The organism is Faecalibacterium sp. OF03-6AC (assembly GCF_003478175.1).
Taxonomy (GTDB): Bacteria; Bacillota; Clostridia; order Oscillospirales; family Ruminococcaceae; genus Faecalibacterium; species Faecalibacterium taiwanense.
The window spans coordinates 1-22,587 of the sequence record NZ_QUEN01000009.1; the positions used below are offsets into that span (position 1 = coordinate 1).

Here is a 22,587-nt window from a genome sequence, read left to right on the forward strand (position 1 = left end):
TTCGCTGGAAACGGCGCGTGAAAATAGGTAGTCGCCGACTTAATCGTATCCCTGAGAGGTTTCCTTTCAGGGATTTTTTGTTGCGTTTTGGGGCAGAAAATAGTATGATAAAGAAAAACCTTATACTTTCTACAGAATTTCCTGCTACACTGAACGTATAGAGAAAGGAGATTCTGTATGGATAAACTGACGAAAAAAGGGCTGGATAGCACCCAGCTCAAGACCATTGCACTGGTACTGATGGTGCTGGATCACATTCATTATTTCTTTGAATTCACCGGCTGCATCCCGACGGTGCTCAGTATGCTGGGGCGGCTGAGTGCCCCGCTGTTTCTGTTCTGCACCGTGGAGGGCTTTGCCCATACCCATGACCGCAGGCGGTATTTTATCCGCATCTGGGCTATTGGCGCGGCGATGGCGGCGCTGGAATTCTTTATGATCTACGCCAAGGCCTTCCGGCGTGGAGACGGCTTCTACCCCCAGAATGCCATCTTCCAAGATCTGATGCTGCTGTGCGTCGTCTGGCAGGGCATCGACTGGCTGCGGGAGAAGAAGCTGGCAAAGGGTATTGCGGCCATTGCCGCCGTTTTGTTCTGGCCGTTTGTGGTGATAGTATTTCTGCTGCTCTTCCCGCAGGTGCAGGAGATGCCCATCGCTTCGACAGTCGTGGCATTTGTCATCACCAGCCCGCTGCCCATGTGGACAGCCATCACGGACGGCGGCTGGAGCTTTTTGCTGGGCGGCGTGCTGCTGTATGCCCTGCGTGGACGGCGCAAAGTGCAGCTGACGGTATGGGCGCTGACTGTTTTCCTGTGTGACTTTGCGCTGATCTTCGGGATGGCTTGCCGGCAGGCGGGTTTTGTCTGGACGCAGATGTTCACCGACTACTACGAGTGGTTCGGCGTGGCGGCGGTGCTGCTGATGCTGCTGTACAACGGGCAGCGCGGCAGCGGGCACAAGCAGCTGTTCTACTGGTTCTACCCCGCCCATGTGTATCTGCTGTATGGGGCATCCTGCCTTGTTTATAACGTGTTGAGGTGATTTTGTGGCGAATATTCTGGCGCTGGATGACAATCTGGAGCTCTGCAAGCTGATCCGCACCGCCTTGGAGCGGGACGGCCACCGGGTGGAGACGCGCAGCTCCGGACAGGAGCTGACTGAAGCACTCTGCCGCTGGGCGGACTGCATCCTGCTGGATGTGATGATGCCCGGAGAAGATGGCTTTGCGGTGTGCCGCTGCATCCGGGGCCTGACCGAAGCACCGATTCTGTTTCTGAGTGCCCGGACGGATGAAGCCGCTGTGCTGAAGGGGCTGGGCGCGCAGAACATCGGTGCCGGCAAGCACGACCGTGTGGATGCCATTCTGCGCTACGCCATCGGCATTGGCCTGACCTTTGGACTGATCGTGGCAGCAGCAGTGCAGTTCATTGCACCGTCAGTGGTGCGGCCCTTCACCTCGGACGAGGCTGTGGTGCTGGCCGGTGCATCTTACATCCGGGGTTATATTTTTGACTGCCTGTTTGCAGGCGTGCAGTTCAGCTTCAGCGGCTATTTCTGCGCCTATGGCAAGTCCGGGCTGTCCTTCCTGCATAACACGCTGTCCATTCTGCTGGTGCGCGTGCCGGGTGCCTACCTCGCATCCAAGTTTTTCCCGCAGACGCTGCTGCCTATGGGTCTTGCTTCGGCCTGCGGTTCGCTGTTCTCCATTCTGGTGTGCGTGATCACTTACCACTGGCTCAAGCGGCAGCAGAAAGCGGTGCTGTATGGCTGAGCGGGAACCGTTCCAAATCGGTGAGATGGCATAGATGTACCGCCCAAGTGCGGGCGCGCTGCGCCACTATGAGCTGCTGTCAAGCGTACAGCAGCTTTTTTGTTGCACAAAAACCGGCCCTGCGGTACAATAGACCTGTTATTTATTATGCAGGAAAGAGGAGAGAACAGATGCGAGACCACCATATCGACCTGTGCGGCCAGATCGATTTTACCCGTACCGAGGCAATGCCCCTGCTGGCGCGGGATGCACATTTCAGCTTTGCGTGCAATGGCTGCGGCGACTGCTGCCGTGGCAGAGAGGACATTGTACTTTCAGGCTTTGACCTGTGGCGCATTGCAGCCCGGCTGCGCCTGCCGCCGCAGATCGTGGCGCGGGGATATTGCCGGGCCAGCATTGGCACGGTGAGCCATTTGCCGGTGCTGCGTCTGGCCCCGGTGAAGGAGAACCGGAACAACTGTCCCTTCCTTGCGGGAGACCGCTGCGCCATCCACGATGCCGAACCGCTGGTGTGTGCTCTGTACCCGCTGGCGCAGGAGATCAGCAGGAAAGGACAGGTGAGCTATTTTCTGCAGCCCACCGGCTGCGGCGGGCAGGTGATCGAGGCAAGGGTGGAGGACTATCTTGCTCGTTACGATGTCCCGGCCCGGGAACAGACCGATGTACGCTGGGCGCAGACCTGCATGACACTGGAAGACACGGTGGAACAGCTGGAAGCGTTGCTCAGCCCGCTGCTGGTGCGCCGGATGCAGGACAAGCTCTGGCAGGCGCTGTATTTTAGCTACGACTATGCCGCACCGTTTTTGCCGCAGCTGGAGAAAAAACTGCACTGGCTGGATGCTGAATTTGCAAAACTGACGGAATATCAGAAAAAACGAAATAATACATCAAAATAATCGATCGATATATTTGATGCAATCGATAATAAAGGCCGTTTTAGGGCAAAAGTGAGTTGTTTTACCGTGAAAGGTGTGATATACTTCACGAGTGTAAAGCGAGACTGTACGAGCCTTGCATACAAAATATAGCTTTCCGGTGCGGTACCTGTAGGCCGCACACGCAAAGAGATAGAGGAGATAAACATTATGCGTAAAATCACTCGTCGTTCGTTTCTGGCTGCTGCCGCTGCCTGCGGCGCAACTGCTGCCCTGACTGCCTGCGGCGGTTCTTCTGCATCTTCTGCAGCTGCTTCTTCCGCTGCGCCTGCATCCTCCGCTGCTGCTTCTGCTGCAGCCGATGGCCAGAAGTTCACGATCGGCATCTGCCAGTTGGTGCAGCATGCCGCTCTGGATGCCGCTACGCAGGGCTTTGAGGATGCTCTGACTGCTTCCTTCGGCGAGAACGTCACCTTCGATTTCCAGAATGCACAGGGCGATTCCGCTACCTGCGCTACCATCACCAACGGCTTCGTTTCCTCTGGTGTGGATCTGATCATGGCCAATGCTACGCCCGCTCTGCAGGCTGCACAGTCTGCTACCAACAGCATTCCGGTGCTGGGCACCTCTGTTACCGAGTACGGTGTGGCTCTGGGCCTGACCGATTTCGACGGCACCGTGGGCGGCAACATTTCCGGCACCTCTGATTTGGCCCCGCTGGATCAGCAGGCTGAGATGATCGTGGAGTGGATGCCGGAGGCCAAGAAGGTTGGCCTGCTGTACTGCTCTGCTGAGGCAAACAGCCAGTATCAGGTGGATGAGGTCCAGAAGTATCTGGAGGAAAAGGGTGTCACCGCTACCCAGTACGCTTTCTCTGATTCCAATGACCTGTCCTCTGTCTGCCAGAAGGCTGCCGACGAGAACGACGCACTGTATGTGCCCACCGATAACACGGTTGCTGCAAACACCGGCATTGTGGACGGCATCTGCCGCCCGGCCAAGAAGCCCGTGTTCGCTGGCGAAGAGGGCATCTGCGCCGGCTGCGGTGTGGCTACCCTTTCCATCAGCTACTACGATCTGGGCTACACCACTGGTGAGATGGCAGTGAAGATCCTGAACGGCGAGGCTGATATCTCCACCATGCCCATCGAGTACACCGATGTGACCAAGAAGTACAACAAGACGATCTGCGACGATCTGGGCCTGACCGTTCCCGACGGTTACGAGGAGATCGAGGGCTAAAATACTCCGGGAAACCAAACAGAAAATCAGCGGAGAAGGGTAAAAAGTGCTCTTCTCCGCTTTCCCGTATCAAACGGGAAGTAAAAAAAGTGTAACGTTTAGGAGGAATTGTTTTGGAAATCATTGCAAGACTGGCAAACCTGCCGGGCGCTTTGCCGGGTGCCTGTGCACAGGGCCTTATCTGGGGTATCATGGCCATTGGCGTGTACCTGACCTACCGTATTCTGGATGTGGCCGATCTGACCGTGGACGGCTCCTTTGGCACCGGCGGTGCAGTGTGCGTCATGTGCCTGCTGTCCGGCCAGAACGTCTGGGTCTCCCTGCTCATGGCGCTGCTGGCAGGCCTGCTGTCCGGCCTCGTCACCGGTGTCCTGCACACATTTATGGGCATTCCGGCCATCCTTGCCGGCATCCTGACCCAGCTTTCGCTGTATTCCATTAACCTCAAAATCATGGGCAAGGCCAATCAGGCCATCAACGTGGACAAGTACAACCTGCTGATCTCCCTGCGCTGGGTCAAGGAGTTCGCTCTCCACAACCCTATCGTTATGATCATCATTGTCACAGCGGTGCTGATCGGCATTCTGTACTGGTTCTTCGGCACCGAGCTGGGCTGTGCCATCCGTGCCACCGGCTCTAACCCCGCCATGTCCCGTGCGCAGGGCATCAACACCAACTTCAATATCGTGCTGGGTCTGGCTGTGTCCAACGGTCTGGTGGCGCTGTCTGGCGCTCTGCTGAGCCAGTATCAGGGCTTTGCAGATGTCGGCATGGGCCGCGGTGCGATCGTCATTGGTCTGGCTGCTGTCATCATTGGCGAGGCTCTGTTCAGCCGCATCTTCCATAACTTTGCACTCAAGATGGTTTCTGTCTCTCTGGGTGCCATCATCTACTACATTGTTATCCAGCTGGTGCTGACTCTGGGTTTCGATGCCAACCTGCTCAAGCTGCTGAGCGCTTCTGTGGTGGCTGTTTTCCTTGCCGTGCCGTACTGGAAGGGCAAGTACTTCTCGAAGCCGGTGAAGAAGGCAAAGGAGGATGCAAAAAATGCTTGAGATCCAGAATGTTTCCAAGACCTTTAACGCTGGCACGGTCAACCAGAAAACTGCCCTGAACGGCCTGAACCTGAAGCTGAACGAGGGCGATTTCGTTACCGTGATCGGCGGCAACGGTGCAGGCAAATCCACCATGCTGAACGCAGTTGCCGGTGTGTGGCCGGTGGACGAAGGCAAGATCATTATTGACGGTGTGGATGTGACCCGCCTGAGCGAGCATCAGCGTGCCGCTTACATCGGCCGCGTGTTTCAGGACCCCATGACCGGCACTGCTGCCACCATGCAGATCGAAGAGAACCTTGCCCTGGCTGCACGCCGCGGCAAGCCCCGCACCCTGCGCATTGGCATTACCAAGGCAGAGCGCGAGCAGTACCGTGAACTGCTCAAAACGCTGGATCTGGGTCTGGAAGACCGCCTGACGGCCCGTGTGGGCCTGCTTTCCGGCGGCCAGCGTCAGGCACTGACCCTGCTGATGGCTACCATGAACAAGCCAAAGCTCCTGCTGCTGGACGAGCATACCGCTGCGCTGGACCCCAAGACCGCGCTCAAGGTGCTGACCCTCTCGGCCAAAATCGTGGAGGAAAACCACCTCACCACCATGATGATCACCCACAACATGAAGGATGCCATTAAGTATGGCAACCGCCTGATCATGATGTACGAAGGCCATATCATCTATGATGTTTCCGGTGAGGAAAAGAAGAACCTGCACGTCTCCGACCTGCTGGCAAAGTTCCAGATCGCCAGCGGCGGCGAGTTTGCAAATGACCGCATGATTCTGTCCTGATAAATTACAAGGTTAAAATGCAAAGCGCCTGTCCCGGAAAAAACCGGGACGGGCGCTTTTTATGTATGTTTACCAATTCAAGAGCAAGGCGGTTAACTGGAGTTTTTGAGAGATAATTTTCTTTACATCTTTTGAAGAATGCGGGGCACCGTCCTGAGTCGCAAAGAGGAACAGCGAGTAAAGTTCATTATATTTTGGAATAGCCATTTTTCAAACCTCACACCTTGGAAAGGCTCAGCACACATTCGCAATGCCGTGTTCTTGGAAATAGATCCACCGGCTGCACCTTCTCTGCGTGATATCCATTTTGTTCCAGCCATGCAGCATCTCTTGCGGCGGTGGCGGGGTTGCAGCTGACGTAGACCACCCGGCGGGGAGCCATGCGCACCACGGCGGAAAGGGTGGCTTCGTCGCAGCCCTTGCGGGGTGGATCCAGCATTACGATGTCCGGGTGAAGGCCCTCAGCGGCAAGGCGGGTGGCGGCCTGACCGGCATCTGCGCAGAAAAATCGGCTCTTTGAGGCCACATCTGTACCCATGCGGGCAGCGTTAGCCTTGGCACTTTCAATGGCTTCCGGTACGATCTCCACACCGATCAGCTCACGGCAGTGCGCTGCCATGGAAAGACCAATGGTGCCCATGCCGCAGTAGAGGTCCAGCAGCAGGTCGTCCGGGGTAAGCTGAGCATACTGGGCGGCAATGCCGTAAAGCTGCTCGGCAGCAAGGGTATTGACCTGATAGAAGGAAAGCGGGCCAAGCTGCACCGGAACGCCGCACAGGGTGTCCTCAATATAGCCCGGGCCGTACAGAGTGTGGGTCTCGGTGCCAAGGATCACGTTGGTGTTTTTTGCATTTACGTTCAGCAGGATCGTGGTGATCTCTGCAAATTGAGCTTTCAGCCGGGTACAAAGCTCCTCGGCGCAGGGCAGCTTGGCACAGGTGCAGACAAGGCAGACCATGATCTGACCACTGTGAGCGCCGCGCCGCAGAAAGATATGACGCACAAGGCCCCTGCCGGTCTCCTCGCTGTACGGCTGGATGCCCTTTTCTGCAAAAAAAGCGCACAATGCGTTGCCGATCTCATTCAGCACACCGGGCTGCAGGCGGCAGTCCGGGCAGGGGACGATACGATGGGTGCGCCCGGCGTAGAAGCCGATACAGGGCTTGCCGCTTTTGTCCACGCCCACCGGGAACTGCACCTTATTGCGGTAGCGGTTCACTTCCGGCGAACCCACAATGGGCAGAACAGGCACATCCAATCCTCCGATGCGGGCAAAGGCATCTGCAACATTCTCCTGCTTGGCGCGCAGCTCGGCAGCATAGTCCAGATGCCGCAGGCTGCAGCCGCCGCAGGGGCCTGCCACGGCACAATCCACCGGAATACGGTCCGGCGAAGGAGTGAGCACCTCGTCCAGAATACCGAAGGCGTAGCGCTTGCAGTCCTTAACGATGCGCACCCGGGCTTCGTCGCCGGGGGCGGCACCGGGAATAAACACGGTCTCACCGTCGGGGCTGTGTGCTACGCCGCTGCCATCGCTGGAAAGACGCTCTATGCGCAGGGTGAGAACTTGATTTTTCTGTAAGGGCATAAAGTGTCTCCTTTACTGGTGGCCGGGGTCGTCGGCGGGAGCATCAGCCTGCGCCGCAAAATACTTGCTGGGCGGCACGCCCTTGGCGCGCTTGAATACCCGCGAGAAATAGAACTGGTCAAAGAAGCCTACCGACACCGCGACCTCGGCAATGGAAAGGTTGCCTGCGCGCAGCAGCTTGCAGGCTTCGTTGATGCGGTATTCGGTAAGATAATCGATGGGGCTTTTGCCTACGTTCAGCATGAACACGCGGTACAGGTGACTGCGGGAGACACCTACGCTTTTTGCCACATCATCAATGGAAATATCGTGTGAATAATTGAACTGGATGTACTTGATGGCGTTGAGCACATACTGGCTGGAAGAGGAAGCTGTGTGCGGTTTGCCAGCGCTGGTCTCCTTCATCAGAGAAGCGATGAAGAGATAAAGGTAGCCCACCATGGTGGCTTCATCCTGCGGCTGCAGCCCGCGGGAGGAATAAATGTTGGCCAGAGCGGCACGCATCCCATCGGGGTCGTGGGTGTGATGCACCGGCGAGTCGTCGGTGAAGGGAAGCTGCGCGGCCAGTTTGTGGGCACACGCACCGTTGAAGCCTACCCAGCTGTACTCCCAAGGCTCCTGCTCATCGGCAGTATACCGGATCAGCTGGCTTGGCCGGGCAAAAAACAGCTGACCCTGGCTCACTTCCCAGGTGCGTCCGCCCACCTCGAACACGCCCTTGCCGGAAAGTACCAGATGGATCAGGTAATGGTCGCGGATACCCGGCCCCCATGTTTGGCCCGGAGCACAGCGTTCGATGCCGCAATTGAAGATGGAAAGCTCAATATTATTGGTATAATTTTGTTTGAAGGATTGCTTATATACATCTGCCATAGCCGCGTTTCCTCCGCTCTGTCACGTTGCGGGCAGCTTTGTGCCCGATCTTTGGTATAGTATACCACACATCTGCCCGCAAATTCAACAAAAGTACATCTTATTCTTTGAACTGGGTGCCAAAATTCGCGCTTTTTCAGCGTTGGAAATTGAAAAAAGCGGTTGGATGCATTACAATAGACGTAACATACCCATCTATCCCAAAGCAGCATATTGAGGGAGGAATCGTTATGGCAAACAGTGCGCAGCTCCGAAATGAGATCGCGGCGGGCAAATGGGACGATAAGCTCCGGGCACTGTATGGCGATGCGGCGCAGGAGATCTGTCGGCAGCGGGCACGCTACTGTGCTGCGCTGGAACAGTTTGAGCTGTACTTTGGGCCGGGCAGGCAGGTGCAGGTTTATTCGGCACCGGGCCGCGCAGAGCTGGGCGGCAACCACACCGACCACCAGCACGGTTATGGCCTTGCGGCGGCTGTCACGCTGGATCTTGTGGCCGTGGCTGCGCATAATACAGACGGCTACGTGCGGGTCAAATCCCGCGGGTTCAACAAGCTGGATGTGATCGACCTGACCGTGGAGGGGCCGCAGGAAGGGGAGAGCACCCACTCGGCCAGCCTGATCCGCGGCATTGCCGAGGGCTTCCGCGCGGCAGGCAAAGCGGTGGGTGGCTTTGATGCATACACGGCCAGTGATGTGCTGCGCGGCAGCGGCCTTTCCAGTTCTGCTGCCTTTGAAATGGGCATGGCTGCCATCTGGAACGGAGAATATGGCTGCGGTCTGGCCCCGGCGGAGCTGGCAAAGATCTGTCAGTATGCGGAGAATACCTATTTTGGCAAGCCCAGCGGCCTGCTGGATCAGCTGACCAGCGCAGTGGGCGGCATTATCTTTGCGGATTTTGCAGACCCCCAGCAGCCGGTTCTGGAAAAGATCCACGCCGACGGCCTGCTGCCGCCGGGCATGAGCCTGTGCGTTACCGATACGCGCGGTAGCCACAGCGAATTGACCGGTGAGTTTGCAGCCATCCGGCAGGAGATGGAGCAGATCGCAGCGTTTCTTGGCAAAAAGGTGCTGGGACAGGTGACGGAGAGCGCATTCTGGGCAGCACTGCCTGCACTGCGCAAAGCCTGCGGCGACCGCGCGGTGCTGCGCGCCATCCACTATTTTGAAGAGAACGCTCGCACCCTTGCCCAGAGGGACGCGCTGCAGGCCGGGCAGTTTGCTGCCTTTGCAGCGCTGGTGCTGGAAAGCGGACGCGCATCCTTTGCACTATGCCAGAATGTCTACTGCAGCACCGATGTGCGGCATCAGGGGCTTTCGGTGGCACTGGCGCTGAGCCAGAGTATCCTGCAGGGCAGCATGGGAGCCTGGCGGATGCAGGGCGGCGGCTTTGCAGGCACCATTCAGGCGTATGTTCCCCAGAGCCTGCTGGAACGCTATCACAGCGAGATCGAGCGGGTATTCGGCAAGGGCAGCTGCTACATTCTGCGTCTGCGGGAGCAGGGGGCAGTGAAAGTGATCTGAAAACAAAAACGCATCTGCAAGATTTTGCAGATGCGTTTTTTGCTATGCTTTATACTGCTGGGAAGGTTCAGAAAACCGGTTTCGGGCCGGGAGCGGACTGAGCCTGCTCCTGCTCTTTTTCCTCTTCCCGGCGCTGCTGCTGATCCGAGATATACTGCACCATGTCCCGCTCCTCGTGGGAAAAATGGAACAGGTCTGCGATGGTATCGTAGGCGCTCACCACGAAGTTGAAGCCTGTCTTTACCACATTGAACAGCAGCATGGGCACAAAGGTGAAAGAAAGTGAGATCAATCCGCCGCTAAAGAAAAGATCGTCCAGACGCAGATTGCTGAAGAAAAGATCCAACGCATCGCCCAGCGGCCCGCCGCCGGAAATACTGTGCAGCTCTTCTTCGGAAACAGAAATGTATGAATGCGGCATCTGAAGGTTTTTCATGGAGAAAGCTCCTTTCTGACAAGATCGTTCCGGGAATGGGATCAAACTCAGGCGGCAGCGGTTCCCTCGGCCTGAGCGGCATCAAAGCTCGGCATGGGGTTCACGATCTGATCGTAGATGCTTGTAACGGTACGAATGACGTTCATGACCTGCGAATAGACATAGACACCGGCCAGACCGGCAACGCCCACAGAAGCGATACGGCTCCAGGTGTTCATCTTATCCCAGGTGTGATAGAAGGTGCCGGACAGGCTCAGACCATTCGACAGACCGGACTGCACACGGCCTGCGATGTACCGGAAGGAATAGTTGGTCATCAGCACGAACAGGTTGATCGCTGCATTCTGGCAGAATGTAGCAAACTGATCGGTGTTGAAATAAATATCGTGATTAAAGGCTGAGCCAAGGTAGATGGACTGACCGCCATCCAGATAGGTCATTTCCTCTTCGGAGATAACGGCATAGGAAGCCGGTAAAAGCATGGTATTCTGATTGGGATGATCCATGATGGAAGAACTCCTTTCCGTAGTGGAATCTGCACAAAGGCAGACAATAATACTATCTGAATTGTAACATAACTGTGTCCAAATAACAAGAGCAGAGATGTGCAAAATCATGATACATTTGTGAATAAACTGTTACGGAAAGACGGTAAAATCACGGATATCAGCCAAAAAATGCGCAATATGTCCATAATCTGGTCCTGAAAAAATGTTCTGTAGAAAAAGCAAAAGCGCCTGCAGATTCCGGGTGCAGGCGCTTTTATGGGGAGAAAATGATCGGGGAATTACTGTGCCCGTTCGTAGAGCACGGTCAGCTGCGCAATGTGCCCGGCCAGTGCTTCCGGCAGGGGACAGGTGAGCCGCCACTGCCAGTTGGAGCCTTGGGTGCTGGGAGTGTTGATGCGGGCCTCACTGCCCAGATGCAGCCAGTCCGCCAGAGGAATCACAGCGGTATCCGATACACTGGCAAGGCAGGCACAGATCATGGCCTCGGTCAGCTCTTCCGGCTGGCAGCGCAGGTAGCGGCAGGCATAGGCCACATCCTCGGCACTGGCGTTGGTACGCCAGCCTTCGGTGGTCACATTGTCGTGGGTGCCGGTGTACACCACGCTGTTGCGGTGGTAGGTGTGGGGCAGGTAATTGCCGGATTCCCGGCTGTCAAAGGCAAACTGCATGATCTTCATGCCCGGGTAGCCGCTGGCAGAAAGCATGGCCTTGACCTCCGGGGTCAGGTAGCCAAGATCCTCGGCAATGATGCCGCCCTCGCCAAGGTTTTCGTGCATGGCGTTGATAAAATCGCGGTCAGGGCCTTTTTCCCAGTGGCCGCCCGCCGCCGTTTTGTTCCCGGCGGGAATGGAGTAATAGCTCTCGAAGCCGCGGAAGTGGTCGATGCGCACCACATCGTAAATGGAGGTGGCGTGCTTCATGCGCTGCTTCCACCACGCAAAGCCGGTGGCCTTGTGAACAGGCCAGTCGTACAGCGGATTGCCCCATAGCTGACCATCCGCTGCAAAGGCATCCGGCGGGCATCCGGCAACCTGCGTCAGGTGCATCTGGCCATCGGTCTGGAACAGTTCCGGGTGGGTCCACAGATCGCTGGAATCCGGGCTGACATAGATGGGAATATCGCCCACCAGTTTGATGCCCTTGCTGTTGGCGTAAGCCTTCAGGGCGTTCCACTGGGTGTAGAAGAAGAACTGCACCGCCTTGTAGTAGCCAATGCTTCCGGCAAGCGCTGCTTTGGCTTCGGCAATGGCTTCCGGCTGTCGGCAGCGCAGTGCATCCGGCCAGTCAGCAAGGCCGGCCTGACCCTGTGTAGCCTTCACAGCCATGAACAGGGCGTAATCCTCCAGCCAGAAAGCCTGCTCTTTGCAGAAGGCTTTGTAGGCGGGGGAGAAAGCTGCCAGCAGACGGTCAGCAGCCTTTTTCAGGATAACAGGCCGCTCGTTGTAAAGGGCACCGTAGTCGACAGAACCGACCGGCTTTTCAGTGGGGATCTCGTCGGCGGTCAGCAAACCGTCCGCAGCCAGCAGGCGGTAATCGATAAAATAGGGATTTCCGGCAAAGGCGGAGAAGCTCTGGTAAGGGCTGTCGCCGTAGCCGGTGGGGCCGATGGGCAGAATCTGCCAGTAGGTCTGCTTTGCATCGGCCAGAAAATCCACGAATGCAAAGGCCTCTTTTCCCAGCGTACCGATGCCAAAAGGCCCCGGCAGACTGAAAACGGGCATCAGAATGCCGCTTGCACGCATAGTGTGCGCACCTCCTTAGCCCTTCACAGCACCTGCAACCACGCCCTCGATGATGTACTTCTGGCAGGTGATGTACAGGATGATGATGGGGATGATGGCAATGATGATGCAGGCCATCATGGGAGCCAGCTCCACACGGCCGTAGCCGCCGCGGAAGTACTGGATGGCCATGGGAATGGTGCGGTATTTCTTGATGTCCAGCACCAAAGTGGGCAGCAGGTAGTCGTTCCACACCCACATAGTCTCGAGGATGGCGGTGGAGATCATGGTGGGCTTGAGGATGGGGAATACGACCTTGAAGAAGATCTGAATGGGGTTGCAGCCGTCGATCATGGCCGCTTCCTCAATTTCCATGGGCACGCTCTTCATGAAGCCGGTGAACATGAACACGGCCAGACCGGCACCGAAGCCCAGATAGATGATGCAGATGTTCCACGGGGTGTTCAGATTGAGCTGGTCAGCGGTCTTGGACAGGGTGAACATGACCATCTGGAAGGGCACGACCATGGAGAACACGATCAGCAGGTTCATGAACTTGCTCAGCTTATTGTTCACGCGGGTGAGGTACCAACCGGTCATGGAGCAGCACAGCAGGATCAGCGCCACACTGGTAACGGTAATGACAAGGCTGTAGCCAAGGCTGGAAAGAAAGCCCATCTTGGTGACACCGTAAACGTAGTTGCTCAGGCCCGCAAAGGTCTCGGCGGTGGGCAGCTTGAACACAGTGGAGGTGGTAAAGGTGCCCTCGATCTTCAAGCTGTTCAGCAGGATCAGCACGATGGGGTAGATCCACAGCAGACTCAGCAGCGTCATGATGACGGTGAGGGTGTTATCCCACATTTTTTTCTGTTTAGGCATTACTGCTGCACCTCCTTGGAACGGGTAAAGTGGAGCTGGATCAGAGAAATGACCACGACGATCAGGAAGAACACCACAGCCTTCGCCTGACCAATGCCCTTCCACTGGGCACCGGAACGGCCATAGAAGGTGTTGTAGATGTTCAGGGCCAGCATTTCACTGGCGTTGGCGGGTTCGCCTGCAGTCAGGGCAACGTTCTGGTCGAACAGTTTGAAGCTGTTGGTCAGGGTCAGGAAGGTGCAGATTGTCACGCTGGGCATGACCATGGGAATCTTGATCTTGAACAGGATCTCGCGGTCGTTGGCACCGTCGATCTTAGCGGCTTCGATCAGGTCGCCGGGCACGCTCTGCAGGCCGGCAACGTAAATGATCATCATATAGCCGATCTGCTGCCAGCACATCAGGATGACCAGACCGACGAAACCGGCCTTGGCATCCAGCGCCAGCAGGGGTTTCTGCAGGTTGGCCAGCACACCGTTGAGCAGAATCTGCCAGATGTAGCCCAGCAGGATGCCGCCGATCAGGTTGGGCATGAAGTAGACGGTACGGAAGATGTTGGTGCCGCGGATGCCGCGGGTGAGCACCAGCGCAATGGCAAAGGCGCAGACGTTGATGAGCACGGTGGATACTACAGTGAAGGCTGCGGTAAAGCCGAAGGCGTGCAGGAAGGTGGAATCCTGAAATACGCTGATGTAGTTCTGGATGCCCACAAAGGTGGTCTTGCTAACAGTAGTGAACCGCTGGAACGAAAGGTAAATGCCCCAGATAAAGGGCCAGATAAAGCCGATGATGAACGCGAGCAGCGTGGGCAGCACGAACACTGGCCAATATTTGCTGATGGCTTTTTGCATGATGTACCTCCTATATGCGGAGTGGTTAACAAAAAAGGGGAGGCGGGGCGAACTTCTTCGCCCGCCTCCCTGTTCAGTTCTTTTTTTATGGAGCAATCAGGAGCTTAGCCGTTTGCCAGCTTGTATTCCTTGGCCCAGCCATCGACGAAGGCGGTCACAACGCCGTCCCAGTCGCCGGTGCCTGCTGCGTAAGCGGTCAGAGCGGAACCAACGCCGTTCTTCCACTCTTCAGAAGGCATAGTGGAGAAGCACCAGTCAACACTGGTCTTGCCCGCAGCAACGTAGTCGTTTGCAATGGCGATCAGAGGATTGGTGGAGTCCTTGGCAGCCTTGAAGGGGATCACGAAGCCCATGTCGTCGGCCATTGCGCTGGTGCCGGCCTCAGAGGTGACGCACCAGTACAGGAAGTCCAGAGTAGCCTGAATGTCGGCATCAGAAGAGGTGTTGTTCACGCACCAGAAGTTCTCGGAACCGGTGCACAGGCCCTGATTCTCCTCGCCATCCACGCCGATGTAGATGGGCAGCATACCCAGATTGTCGTCACCCAGATCCTTCACATCGCTGTAAGCCCAGGTACCGTTCTGGTAGAACACAGCTTTCTTGCCCACGAACTCAGCCACAGCGTCGTTGCCGGTCTTGGAAGCCAGCAGGGTGGGGTCGCAGGTGGAATCGGTGATGTACAGATCCCAGATCTGCTTGTAGTTGTCCAGATAGGTGCCCTTGATGGCATCGGTGGAGCTGATACCGTCTGCCTTGTACTCGTAGTAGATGGGCAGGTTTGCCAGATGGGTCTTGAAGCGCCAGTCAGAAGAACCGTCCATGCCGGCAGAAGTGAAAGCACCGTCCACGCCCAGCTCAGCCTTGCGTGCCTGAATATCGTCAGCGACCTTCTTCAGATCAGCAAAGCCCTTGATATCGTCCTGCGTGTAGCCGGCGGCGCTCAGCAGTTCCTTGTTATAGATGATGCCGTAGGTCTCGATGACATATGCAATGCTGGTAACAGCGTCGCCATCCTTCAGTGCGAAGGAGTCGCTGGTCAGCTCACCATAGACCTGACTGCCGGACAGATCGTAGCAGTAATCCTTCCAGTTTGCCAGACCCACAGGGCCGTTCACCTGGAACAGGGTGGGAGCTTCGCTCTTTTCCATCTCGCTCATCAGGGTGGTCTCGTACTGGCCGGAAGCAGCGGTAACGACAGTCACAGGCACGCCGGTCTCCTTGGTGTACTCGGCGGCCAGATCCTGCCAAGCCTGATCCTGCTCGGGCTTGAAGTTCAGGTAGTAGACCTTGCCGTCAGCCTTTGCAGCAGTGCTGGAAGCAGCAGCAGAACCGGCAGCAGAGGAAGCGGTGCTGTTGGAAGAGCCGCCGCAGGCAGCCAGACCCAGAGCAGCGGCGGAAACGCCAGCGGCCTTCAGGAAGTTACGACGAGTGATCATTTTCTTCATAATAAGTTCTCCTTCTTATTAAAAATAAACAATTTTAAAATCTCCGTCCCCTGACGGAGGGAATACAAAGTTTAGATGCTCCTCACGCTCTCACCCTGCTGCAGCTCCGGCTGCAAGGTGATGGTCTGGGCCGGGGCACCGTGCTCGATCTGCCGCACCAGCAGCTCAATGCTCTGCAGTGAGATCTGCTCGCTGGGCTGCACAACGGTAGTCAGAACAGGCACACAGTAACGGGACATCGTGATGCCGTCAAAGCCGATCACCGAAACATCCTCCGGCACCCGCAGCCCGGCGCTCACCAGCGCACGGATGGCACCTAAGGCGATCACATCGCTCATGGCGAACAGGGCGGTGAAGTCGGCCCGGCGGGCCAGCAGGCTGTTCACGGCGTGATAGGCAGACTCAAAATCGTAGTTGGAAAGGCCATACAGCTTGTCGCTGAACAGGATGCCTGCGTCCCGCATCGCCTGCTGTGCACCCTCGCGGCGCATCACGCTGGGATAGCTGGTGACAGGACCGCCCAGCACTGCGATCTTGCGGTGCCCCTGCTGGATAAGGTAGTCCACAGCAGCGTAGGCTGCGGCGCGGTCATCCACGCCCACCATGGAAAGATTGGGAAAGTCCAGCTCGTCGGAGACCAGTGTGGTCAGCACCGAGGGGACTGTGATATTGGCAAAGCCTTTTTTGAAGTTGGCTACGCTGCCGCCCAGAAAAATCATGCCTTTGGGCTTGATCTCCCGCAGGATCTTTTCGGCGGCATCGATCTCGTTGGCGTTTTCATCCAGATAGGAAACGATGCCATTGTAGCCATACAGGGTAGCGGCCCGCTGCAGCTGGACTAAGAAGTCCGAGAAGAAGAGATTGCGGGTGCCTTTGACCACAAACACCAGACTGCGGGACTGCTGGATCTTCAGCTGCCGTGCATTGGTGTTGGGCACGAACCCGGCCTCCCGCATTACCTTAAGTACATGTTCCTTGGTCTCGGGCCGGACATCGGGCCGGTCGTTGATGACACGAGAAATGGTGCTTACCGAGCAGCCGCTGATCCGGGCAATGTCCTTAATGGTCAGATTCGGCATTTTGTCGGAGCACCTCACTTTCGGTAATAGATTCGGGAACGTTGTCGGGAACGTTTTCAGTGGCTATAGTATGGCATAATTTGTATAAAAAATCAATAACCTAAAAGTGTTTTCGTGAAAATTGCACAGCATCTTGAGCTGTTTTTGTGCAGATTGAATTGCGTACAAATCAAAATATGCCGACAGTTCCGCAAATTCCCGGTACAAATCAGAAACAACCGGTAAAACCGTACCAATTTGTAACTTTTCAACATAGAGCAGTGGTTTTATAAAAGGAGAAAGAAAAAAGCAATGCCCGGCAGATAACACAGCCTGCCGGGCATTGCATGGTTTTGAAATGGTTTATCCGCTTTTTCAAAAATACGGGTGCTGATAGGGTTCGGGTTCCGGGCCGCAGTACAGGCCAAACGCATCGCAGATCCAGTAGCTGCCGTCCTCCATGGGCACGCGGCACCACTGGTGGCTGTACTGGTTCTCGTTCACATGCTCATAGGGGATGCCCAGAATGTCCAGACACAGAGCGGTGGCCCGGGCACACCCGGCACAGGATGCTGTGCGCAGTACAAAATAACCGTAGGGGTCGTTGTAATGGTTGGCTTCCATAGAGTAAGCCATGGAGCCATCATCCACCACCGCACGCAGGGCAGAGGCAATGCCGTAAAGCTGGTCTTCCCGGCTCATGAGCGCCAGCGGTGTGACCACCTTCAGCGCTTCCTGATATGCCTGCGCAAACTCCTCATCGGTGCATTTGCGCTTGAGAGACTTGTAGTGGGCCAGCTTGTTGATGGCCACCGGCGACCAGACGGAAGAAAACTGCGCTTCGGTCAAAGAAAGCTCGTCATCACCGGCAATGCCGTCCGCAGAAGGCTTGCGGCCTTCGTCAATGCCGTGGTCCAGATAATGACGCAGCAGCGCATCTTCGTCATTGCCGCATACGGCCGCAACATCCGGATACTGTGCAGCGTAGTATGCTGCATCAAAGGTAGAAAGCGCAGCAGCGGAAAGACCGGTCTGTGCGGCCAGTAGCACAGCGGCCGTCAGCGCTGCAAGTCTAAGATACCGTTTTTTCATGACAAAAAACCTCCTCAAAAAATAATAAAACGCCTCCTGAACTCAGTATAGCACATCCGGGCCGGAAGGAAAAGACAAAAAAGCGCTTCCACCTTGTCATCGGTGAGAGCGCTTTGCTGATTGCTGATTATTCTGATCGGGTTTGATTATTTTGATTAGTCGCTGACGTAGGGCATCAGAGCAACGTGACGAGCACGCTTGATGGCGATGGTCAGTGCGCGCTGATGATAAGCGCAGGTGCCGGTCACACGGCGGGGAATGATCTTTGCACGCTCAGAGACGTACTTACGCAGACGGGGCACGTCCTTGTAATCGATGGTGTCGATACGATCGACACAGAAGCTGCAAACCTTCTTGCGGCCGCGACGCATGGGGCGTGCGGGGCGAGAGCCTTCGGTTCTTTCAAAAGCCATTGCTTATTACCTCCTATTGGATTTTTAACGGATTGACCGTTTCGTGTCAGAACGGCAGGTCGTCGCTGTCGTCGATGACGGCGAAGTCGTCTGCACTGCCGGCAGAGTAGCTGGGAGCTGCCTCCACAGCGGCCGGGCGGGCAGGCGCTGCATTCTGGTAGGCGGGAGCAGAATTGTTCTGATAATTTGCTCCGCCGCCTGCATTGCTGTTTTTGGAGCCTGCAAAGTTGATATTGTTGGCTACCACTTCCACAGCGGTGCGGTTGTTGCCGTTCTTATCCTGATACTGGCGGGTCTGAAGACTGCCTTCAATGGCGATCAGACTGCCCTTCTGGAAATACTTGCAAACAAACTCGGCCTGCTGACGCCATGCAACGATATCGATAAAATCGGCCTGACGCTGCTCGCCCTGACGCGCAAAATTGCGGTCACAGGCAATGCGGAAGCTGCACACATTGGTACCCTGCGGGGTGGTGCGCAGTTCGGGATCCGCCACAAGACGGCCCATGATGGCAACAACATTCAACATTTTACGGTCTCCCTTTCTGTCACAGAAGGATTACTCCTCGTGAGCAATGATCAGGCTGCGCATAACGCCTTCAGTGATCTTGTACACACGGTCCAGCTCAGCAGGGAAGCTGGGCTCGCTGGTGAAGTCGATCACGGTGTAAACGCCTTCCTCCTCGTCGTTGATGGGGTAGGCCAGACGGCGCTTGCCCCACTCGTCGATGGAATCGATCGTACCGTTAGCCTCGATCAGGGACTTGAACTTACCAACCAGAGCGGCGGTAGCCTCCTCGTCGAGAGCGGCGCTGGTAATCAGCATGGTTTCGTACTTTGCCATTTTGTAGCACCTCCTTTTGGACTTAAGGATCCTGCAATCACAGGACCAAGGGTACACACAAAACGCGGCATCGCGTCTTGTGTGCGGCGTGTCTGTTCAGACAGCAATTTATTATAGCAAGCTGTGTGGATTCTGTCAAGCTTTTTCCGAAAAAAGATATAATAAAAAATATTTTGATTTTTTTGTGAAAGAGGAATATAATATAGTCGCTTTCAATGGATGAACGGCAAAGCAGCCGGGGATCGGCCGTCTCTCTGCTCTTTGTTATCCGTCTTCGAAAGGAATGTATATATGGTTCTGGGAATTTTATAGAAAAGGAAGGATTCTTTGTGTATTCGGTTTTCCGTAACCTGGCAATCATCATCCTCAGCGCAAAGTTCTTTGGCCTGGTGGCCCGCAAGTGCAAGGCCCCGCAGGTGGTGGGTGAGATCCTTGCCGGTTTGATCATCGGTCCGTGCATCCTGAACCTCGTGCAGACCAGTGACGCCATCTCCACCTTTGCGGAGATCGGCGTGGTCATGCTGATGTTCACCACGGGCCTTGGCACCAATCTGAAGGAACTGATCAAAGCTGGCCCCATCGCCACCCTGATCGCCTGCGTGGGCGTAGCCGTTCCGCTGGTGGGCGGCACCCTGCTGTACAGTGCGTTCTACGGCTTCTCTGCCGTGGGCAGCCCTGAGTTCTACCGTGCCCTGTTCATCGGCACCATCATGACCGCCACCAGCGTGTCCATTACGGTGGCAACCCTGCAGGAGATGGGCCACCTGAAGAGCTTTCTCGGCACCACCATCGTCAGTGCCGCCGTCATCGATGATGTCATCGGCATTGTGGTGCTGACCTGCGTGCTGGGCGCAAGCTCCGGCACCGGCACGGGTCTGGGCAAGGTGCTCATCAATACGGCACTGTTCTTTGCCACTGCTGTGGGCGTGGGTGTTGTGGCTCACTTTGCTATGACATGGCTGGACAAGCGCAATCCCCACACCCAGCGCATCACCATCGTGAGCATGGCGTTCTGCTTTGCCATGGCCTACATCGCCGAGGAATACTTTGGCATTGCCGATATCACGGGCGCATACATTGCAGGCATCGTGCTGTGCACCATGGACGATGCCTCCTACGTGGAGCGCCGCGTGGATATCAGCAATTATATCATTTTTGCGCCCATCTTCTTTGCATCCATCGGCTTGAAGACCGACATCAGCGGCCTGACGCCGGAAATCTTCCTGTTCTGTGTCTGCTTCGTCATTGTAGCACTCATTACCAAGATCATCGGCTGCGGCCTTGCGGCCAAGATCTGCCGCTTCAACTGGGGCGACTCCCTCAAGATCGGCGTTGGCATGATGACCCGCGGCGAGGTGGCACTGATCGTGGCCCAGAAGGGCCTGGATGTCGGCGTGGTGGATTCGGTCTACTTTACCGCTGTAATCCTGCTGATCGTGGTGTCCAGCGTGGCAACTCCGCTGGTGCTGAAGGCGCTCTTTACCAAGATGCCGCCGCAGAAGCACCCCAGTCAGGTAAATGGGTAAACAATAAAAAAGATCCTCCGACAGGTCTGCCGGAGGATCTTTTATTTTCAGGATAAGTTACAGCGTCTTGCAGAACTCCTTCAGGTAAGCGCGGAATTCTTCGCCGATCTCCGGATGCTGCAGGGCCAGCTCCACCTGCGCCTCTACCACCTTGAGCTTGTTGCCCATGTCGTAGTGCTTGCCGGTAAACTCAACGGCGGTCATGCCGCCGCGGGTGCGGGCATACTCGGCCATGGCATCGGTCAGCTGGATCTCGCCGCCTGCGCCGGGCTTGGTGTGGGCAAGGATCTCGTAGATCTCCGGGGTCAGCAGCACGCGTCCCAGAATGGAGTAGTTGCTGAACTCCTGTCCCTTCTTGGGCTTCTCGATCATGTCGTCCACAAAGAAATAGTTGTCGTGGATGGGGGTGGTCTTCAGGCTGCAGTACCGGCTCACATCTTCCCATGGCACTGCGGAAACGCCTGCCGCCGGGCGGCCGAACTCCTCATAGGCGCGGATCAGCTGGGCACAGACCGGGTCCTCGCCCCAGATCACGTCATCGCCGTAGATGACAACAAAGGGATCATCACCGGTGAAGGCCTTGGCGGTGTTCACAGCATGGCCCAGACCCAGCGTTTGCTTCTGGCGCACAAAGAGGATGTTTGCCATGTTGGCGATGCCAAGGCACTCTTCCAGAGCCTTTTCCTTGCCGGGCTTTGCCAGCTTTTCTTCCAGCTCGGGGCTGCGGTCGAAGTGATCCTCGATGATACTCTGGTTGCGGCCCAGAATGATGAGGATATCGGTGATGCCAGAGCGGACGGCCTCTTCCACCAGATACTGGATGGCGGGCTTGTCCACGATGGGCAGCATGCCCTTGGGCATAGCTTTGGTGGCGGGCAGCACGCGGGTGCCAAGACCAGCAGCAGGGATGACGGCTTTGGTGACTTTCTTCATCATGATTCGTTTCTCCTTACTATTTCAATGCCTGCGACACCGGCCGTGCAGGCCGACCGCCGCAGGACCCCAATGCGTTTTCAGATCATGCCGGCCAGTGCATCCAGGTTGGGACCCATCAGCACGGTAGCACAGGCACCCAGCACCATCAGCAGTACAAAGGCACCGATCACACCGGCGATGCTCACGCCGCCCTGCGCAGACAGGACCGCACGGCGCTGGGCAGCGTCCGGGAACTCGGCGCGGATGCGGCGGATACGCTCGGCTGCGCTTTTGCGGTACAGCCACTTGGCGTACAGGGTGCGCAGCATCACCAGTGCAAAGCTGAACACCGTCATAATGCGGGAAAGCACGACGATGGCAGTGCTGCTGATGCCCGCGGTGAGCGGACTGCCGGTGGCCTGCATCATGCTCAGCAGGGTGGGCAGGGCCACCACCAGCTCTGCGGCCAGAAAACCAAAGGCCGGCTTCCACGCCTTGCGGTAGAAGAAATAGAACGGGCCGAACACCAGCGCCGAGAAGCACATGGAAATTTTGGTGTGCTGCAGCTGCATCCGGCTGTAATCGTTCAGGTAGACGGGCGCGGCCTTGCCAATATAATCGTTCCAGTCGCTGTATGGGATGCCGTCGATCAGCTCTTCCTTGCCAAAGGCCGCCTGCACGTTGCGGCGGGTGGGTTCCTCCACCGTCTGCTGATACTGGCGGTAAAGGTCGTTGTAATCAAAGCGTCCGTCTGCGTCGGTGCCGGGCTGGCTCTGGGTGGGCGGCTCCGGGCACTGGCTCTCTGGCGGAAGAACGGCACCACAGCAGCGGCAGCGCTCTTCGGTGCGCAGGGTGCGCTCACCGCAGCTGGGGCAGGTGCGCAGAGCATCGTCTTTGTACGGGAACGTCCATTCATAGCCCGCGCCATGGGCGGGGGTGTGGATGCAGCGGCCAAGCTTTTCGTAGCACTCGCGGTGATAGGGTGCGCCGCAGTCCGGGCAGACCACGATATCATCGGTCAGCGCCAGCGGTCTGCCGCAGCCTTCGCAGGGACAGCCATAATATTTCGGCATGATTTCCTCCTGTTGTATGGTTCATACTGGTATTATACTCCCCTGAAAGAGAAAAGAAAAGGTGAAAATCTTCAAAATTCCAGCAGGATAATCCATTTACCCCTTTACTTT

General features: G+C 56.5%; 23 protein-coding genes. 8 read left to right on the forward strand and 15 right to left on the reverse strand.

Annotated elements, in window-relative coordinates:
* The first annotated feature begins 177 nt into the window (after positions 1-177).
* The 6 genes from DXA66_RS10550 to DXA66_RS10575 all read left to right on the forward strand — a co-directional run bounded on the left by DXA66_RS10550 (position 178) and on the right by DXA66_RS10575 (position 5,730).
* Positions 178-1,041 (forward strand): TraX family protein, encoded by an 864-nt coding sequence (locus DXA66_RS10550; protein ID WP_118528773.1) that lies wholly within the window; start codon positions 178-180, stop codon positions 1,039-1,041.
* Between the two features lie 4 nt (positions 1,042-1,045).
* A complete protein-coding gene (locus DXA66_RS10555; RefSeq protein WP_118528775.1) occupies positions 1,046-1,771 on the forward strand; it encodes a response regulator in 726 nt (241 codons plus the stop codon).
* A gap of 170 nt (positions 1,772-1,941) precedes the next feature.
* Positions 1,942-2,667 carry a YkgJ family cysteine cluster protein gene (locus DXA66_RS10560; protein WP_118528777.1) on the forward strand — a complete coding sequence of 242 codons (726 nt, stop codon included), beginning with the start codon at positions 1,942-1,944 and terminating at the stop codon, positions 2,665-2,667.
* A 189-nt stretch (positions 2,668-2,856) separates the two neighbouring features.
* Positions 2,857-3,888 carry an ABC transporter substrate-binding protein gene (locus tag DXA66_RS10565; RefSeq protein WP_118528779.1) on the forward strand — a complete coding sequence of 344 codons (1,032 nt, stop codon included), beginning with the start codon at positions 2,857-2,859 and terminating at the stop codon, positions 3,886-3,888.
* Positions 3,889-4,001: 113 nt separating this feature from the next.
* The gene (locus tag DXA66_RS10570; protein ID WP_005939016.1) at positions 4,002-4,943 is read left to right on the forward strand and encodes an ABC transporter permease; all 942 of its coding nucleotides are present in this window, start codon (positions 4,002-4,004) and stop codon (positions 4,941-4,943) included.
* The gene (locus tag DXA66_RS10575) at positions 4,936-5,730 is read left to right on the forward strand and encodes an ABC transporter ATP-binding protein (RefSeq protein ID WP_005939014.1); all 795 of its coding nucleotides are present in this window, start codon (positions 4,936-4,938) and stop codon (positions 5,728-5,730) included. The genes DXA66_RS10570 and DXA66_RS10575 overlap by 8 nt, the downstream gene beginning before the upstream one ends.
* 217 nt (positions 5,731-5,947) lie before the next feature.
* Here DXA66_RS10575 and rlmD read toward each other — a convergent pair whose 3' ends face one another.
* Together rlmD and DXA66_RS10585 are read right to left on the reverse strand one after the other, a co-directional pair.
* On the reverse strand, positions 5,948-7,318 hold the full coding sequence (rlmD, locus tag DXA66_RS10580) for a 23S rRNA (uracil(1939)-C(5))-methyltransferase RlmD (RefSeq protein ID WP_118528781.1): 1,371 nt from the start codon (positions 7,316-7,318) through the stop codon (positions 5,948-5,950).
* Positions 7,319-7,330: 12 nt separating this feature from the next.
* Positions 7,331-8,191 (reverse strand): AraC family transcriptional regulator, encoded by an 861-nt coding sequence (locus DXA66_RS10585; protein ID WP_118528783.1) that lies wholly within the window; start codon positions 8,189-8,191, stop codon positions 7,331-7,333.
* Between the two features lie 230 nt (positions 8,192-8,421).
* Here DXA66_RS10585 and DXA66_RS10590 point away from each other — a divergent pair, with 230 nt between their 5' ends.
* Entirely contained in the window at positions 8,422-9,714 is a 1,293-nt protein-coding gene (locus DXA66_RS10590) for a galactokinase family protein (RefSeq protein WP_118528785.1), read from the forward strand.
* 67 nt (positions 9,715-9,781) lie between these two features.
* On the opposite strand, the gene DXA66_RS10595 is transcribed toward DXA66_RS10590, so the two are convergent.
* The 11 genes from DXA66_RS10595 to rpsF form a co-directional block, all read right to left on the reverse strand.
* The gene (locus tag DXA66_RS10595; protein ID WP_118528787.1) at positions 9,782-10,150 is read right to left on the reverse strand and encodes a hypothetical protein; all 369 of its coding nucleotides are present in this window, start codon (positions 10,148-10,150) and stop codon (positions 9,782-9,784) included.
* A 47-nt stretch (positions 10,151-10,197) separates the two neighbouring features.
* Positions 10,198-10,656: a hypothetical protein gene (locus tag DXA66_RS10600; protein ID WP_097777666.1), complete on the reverse strand. Its 459-nt coding sequence runs from the start codon at positions 10,654-10,656 to the stop codon at positions 10,198-10,200.
* A 281-nt stretch (positions 10,657-10,937) separates the two neighbouring features.
* Positions 10,938-12,401, reverse strand: coding sequence for a 4-alpha-glucanotransferase (gene malQ, locus DXA66_RS10605; RefSeq protein ID WP_118528789.1), 1,464 nt, complete (start codon positions 12,399-12,401; stop codon positions 10,938-10,940).
* A gap of 15 nt (positions 12,402-12,416) precedes the next feature.
* Positions 12,417-13,259 carry a carbohydrate ABC transporter permease gene (locus DXA66_RS10610; protein WP_118528791.1) on the reverse strand — a complete coding sequence of 281 codons (843 nt, stop codon included), beginning with the start codon at positions 13,257-13,259 and terminating at the stop codon, positions 12,417-12,419.
* On the reverse strand, positions 13,259-14,110 hold the full coding sequence (locus DXA66_RS10615; protein ID WP_118528793.1) for a carbohydrate ABC transporter permease: 852 nt from the start codon (positions 14,108-14,110) through the stop codon (positions 13,259-13,261). Before DXA66_RS10615 ends, DXA66_RS10610 begins: the two co-directional genes overlap by 1 nt.
* Positions 14,111-14,214: 104 nt before the next feature.
* Positions 14,215-15,555 (reverse strand): ABC transporter substrate-binding protein, encoded by a 1,341-nt coding sequence (locus tag DXA66_RS10620; RefSeq protein ID WP_118528795.1) that lies wholly within the window; start codon positions 15,553-15,555, stop codon positions 14,215-14,217.
* 71 nt (positions 15,556-15,626) lie between these two features.
* Positions 15,627-16,634 carry a LacI family DNA-binding transcriptional regulator gene (locus tag DXA66_RS10625; RefSeq protein ID WP_118528797.1) on the reverse strand — a complete coding sequence of 336 codons (1,008 nt, stop codon included), beginning with the start codon at positions 16,632-16,634 and terminating at the stop codon, positions 15,627-15,629.
* Positions 16,635-16,988: 354 nt separating this feature from the next.
* The gene (locus DXA66_RS10630; protein ID WP_118528799.1) at positions 16,989-17,705 is read right to left on the reverse strand and encodes a hypothetical protein; all 717 of its coding nucleotides are present in this window, start codon (positions 17,703-17,705) and stop codon (positions 16,989-16,991) included.
* A 155-nt stretch (positions 17,706-17,860) separates the two neighbouring features.
* Positions 17,861-18,118 (reverse strand): 30S ribosomal protein S18, encoded by a 258-nt coding sequence (gene rpsR, locus DXA66_RS10635; protein WP_015538096.1) that lies wholly within the window; start codon positions 18,116-18,118, stop codon positions 17,861-17,863.
* A gap of 46 nt (positions 18,119-18,164) precedes the next feature.
* Complete coding sequence (locus tag DXA66_RS10640; protein WP_118528801.1) at positions 18,165-18,647, reverse strand: single-stranded DNA-binding protein; 483 nt, start codon at positions 18,645-18,647, stop codon at positions 18,165-18,167.
* Positions 18,648-18,677: 30 nt separating this feature from the next.
* Positions 18,678-18,962, reverse strand: coding sequence for a 30S ribosomal protein S6 (gene rpsF, locus DXA66_RS10645; protein ID WP_005938979.1), 285 nt, complete (start codon positions 18,960-18,962; stop codon positions 18,678-18,680).
* A 329-nt stretch (positions 18,963-19,291) separates the two neighbouring features.
* Between rpsF and DXA66_RS10650 the strand changes: the two genes are divergently transcribed.
* The gene (locus DXA66_RS10650) at positions 19,292-20,488 is read left to right on the forward strand and encodes a cation:proton antiporter (protein WP_118528803.1); all 1,197 of its coding nucleotides are present in this window, start codon (positions 19,292-19,294) and stop codon (positions 20,486-20,488) included.
* A gap of 57 nt (positions 20,489-20,545) precedes the next feature.
* On the opposite strand, the gene DXA66_RS10655 is transcribed toward DXA66_RS10650, so the two are convergent.
* Positions 20,546-21,421, reverse strand: coding sequence for a UTP--glucose-1-phosphate uridylyltransferase (locus DXA66_RS10655; RefSeq protein ID WP_097775452.1), 876 nt, complete (start codon positions 21,419-21,421; stop codon positions 20,546-20,548).
* Between the two features lie 80 nt (positions 21,422-21,501).
* Positions 21,502-22,476, reverse strand: a complete 975-nt coding sequence (locus DXA66_RS10660; RefSeq protein WP_118528805.1) for an RING finger protein — start codon at positions 22,474-22,476, stop codon at positions 21,502-21,504.
* Between the last annotated feature and the right edge of the window lie 111 nt (positions 22,477-22,587).

What these genes read in the sequence shown, in the direction of transcription:
- DXA66_RS10550 (WP_118528773.1), top strand. Translation starts at nt 178, where the DNA reads ATGGATAAACTGACGAAAAAAGGGCTGGATAGCACCCAGCTCAAGACC.
- DXA66_RS10560 (WP_118528777.1), top strand. Translation starts at nt 1,942, where the DNA reads ATGCGAGACCACCATATCGACCTGTGCGGCCAGATCGATTTTACCCGT.
- DXA66_RS10565 (WP_118528779.1), top strand. Translation starts at nt 2,857, where the DNA reads ATGCGTAAAATCACTCGTCGTTCGTTTCTGGCTGCTGCCGCTGCCTGC.
- DXA66_RS10575 (WP_005939014.1), top strand. Translation starts at nt 4,936, where the DNA reads ATGCTTGAGATCCAGAATGTTTCCAAGACCTTTAACGCTGGCACGGTC.
- rlmD (WP_118528781.1), bottom strand. Translation starts at nt 7,318, where the DNA reads ATGCCCTTACAGAAAAATCAAGTTCTCACCCTGCGCATAGAGCGTCTT.
- DXA66_RS10585 (WP_118528783.1), bottom strand. Translation starts at nt 8,191, where the DNA reads ATGGCAGATGTATATAAGCAATCCTTCAAACAAAATTATACCAATAAT.
- DXA66_RS10590 (WP_118528785.1), top strand. Translation starts at nt 8,422, where the DNA reads ATGGCAAACAGTGCGCAGCTCCGAAATGAGATCGCGGCGGGCAAATGG.
- DXA66_RS10595 (WP_118528787.1), bottom strand. Translation starts at nt 10,150, where the DNA reads ATGAAAAACCTTCAGATGCCGCATTCATACATTTCTGTTTCCGAAGAA.
- DXA66_RS10600 (WP_097777666.1), bottom strand. Translation starts at nt 10,656, where the DNA reads ATGGATCATCCCAATCAGAATACCATGCTTTTACCGGCTTCCTATGCC.
- malQ (WP_118528789.1), bottom strand. Translation starts at nt 12,401, where the DNA reads ATGCGTGCAAGCGGCATTCTGATGCCCGTTTTCAGTCTGCCGGGGCCT.
- DXA66_RS10610 (WP_118528791.1), bottom strand. Translation starts at nt 13,259, where the DNA reads ATGCCTAAACAGAAAAAAATGTGGGATAACACCCTCACCGTCATCATG.
- DXA66_RS10615 (WP_118528793.1), bottom strand. Translation starts at nt 14,110, where the DNA reads ATGCAAAAAGCCATCAGCAAATATTGGCCAGTGTTCGTGCTGCCCACG.
- DXA66_RS10620 (WP_118528795.1), bottom strand. Translation starts at nt 15,555, where the DNA reads ATGAAGAAAATGATCACTCGTCGTAACTTCCTGAAGGCCGCTGGCGTT.
- DXA66_RS10625 (WP_118528797.1), bottom strand. Translation starts at nt 16,634, where the DNA reads ATGCCGAATCTGACCATTAAGGACATTGCCCGGATCAGCGGCTGCTCG.
- DXA66_RS10630 (WP_118528799.1), bottom strand. Translation starts at nt 17,705, where the DNA reads ATGAAAAAACGGTATCTTAGACTTGCAGCGCTGACGGCCGCTGTGCTA.
- rpsR (WP_015538096.1), bottom strand. Translation starts at nt 18,118, where the DNA reads ATGGCTTTTGAAAGAACCGAAGGCTCTCGCCCCGCACGCCCCATGCGT.
- DXA66_RS10640 (WP_118528801.1), bottom strand. Translation starts at nt 18,647, where the DNA reads ATGTTGAATGTTGTTGCCATCATGGGCCGTCTTGTGGCGGATCCCGAA.
- rpsF (WP_005938979.1), bottom strand. Translation starts at nt 18,962, where the DNA reads ATGGCAAAGTACGAAACCATGCTGATTACCAGCGCCGCTCTCGACGAG.
- DXA66_RS10655 (WP_097775452.1), bottom strand. Translation starts at nt 21,421, where the DNA reads ATGAAGAAAGTCACCAAAGCCGTCATCCCTGCTGCTGGTCTTGGCACC.
- DXA66_RS10660 (WP_118528805.1), bottom strand. Translation starts at nt 22,476, where the DNA reads ATGCCGAAATATTATGGCTGTCCCTGCGAAGGCTGCGGCAGACCGCTG.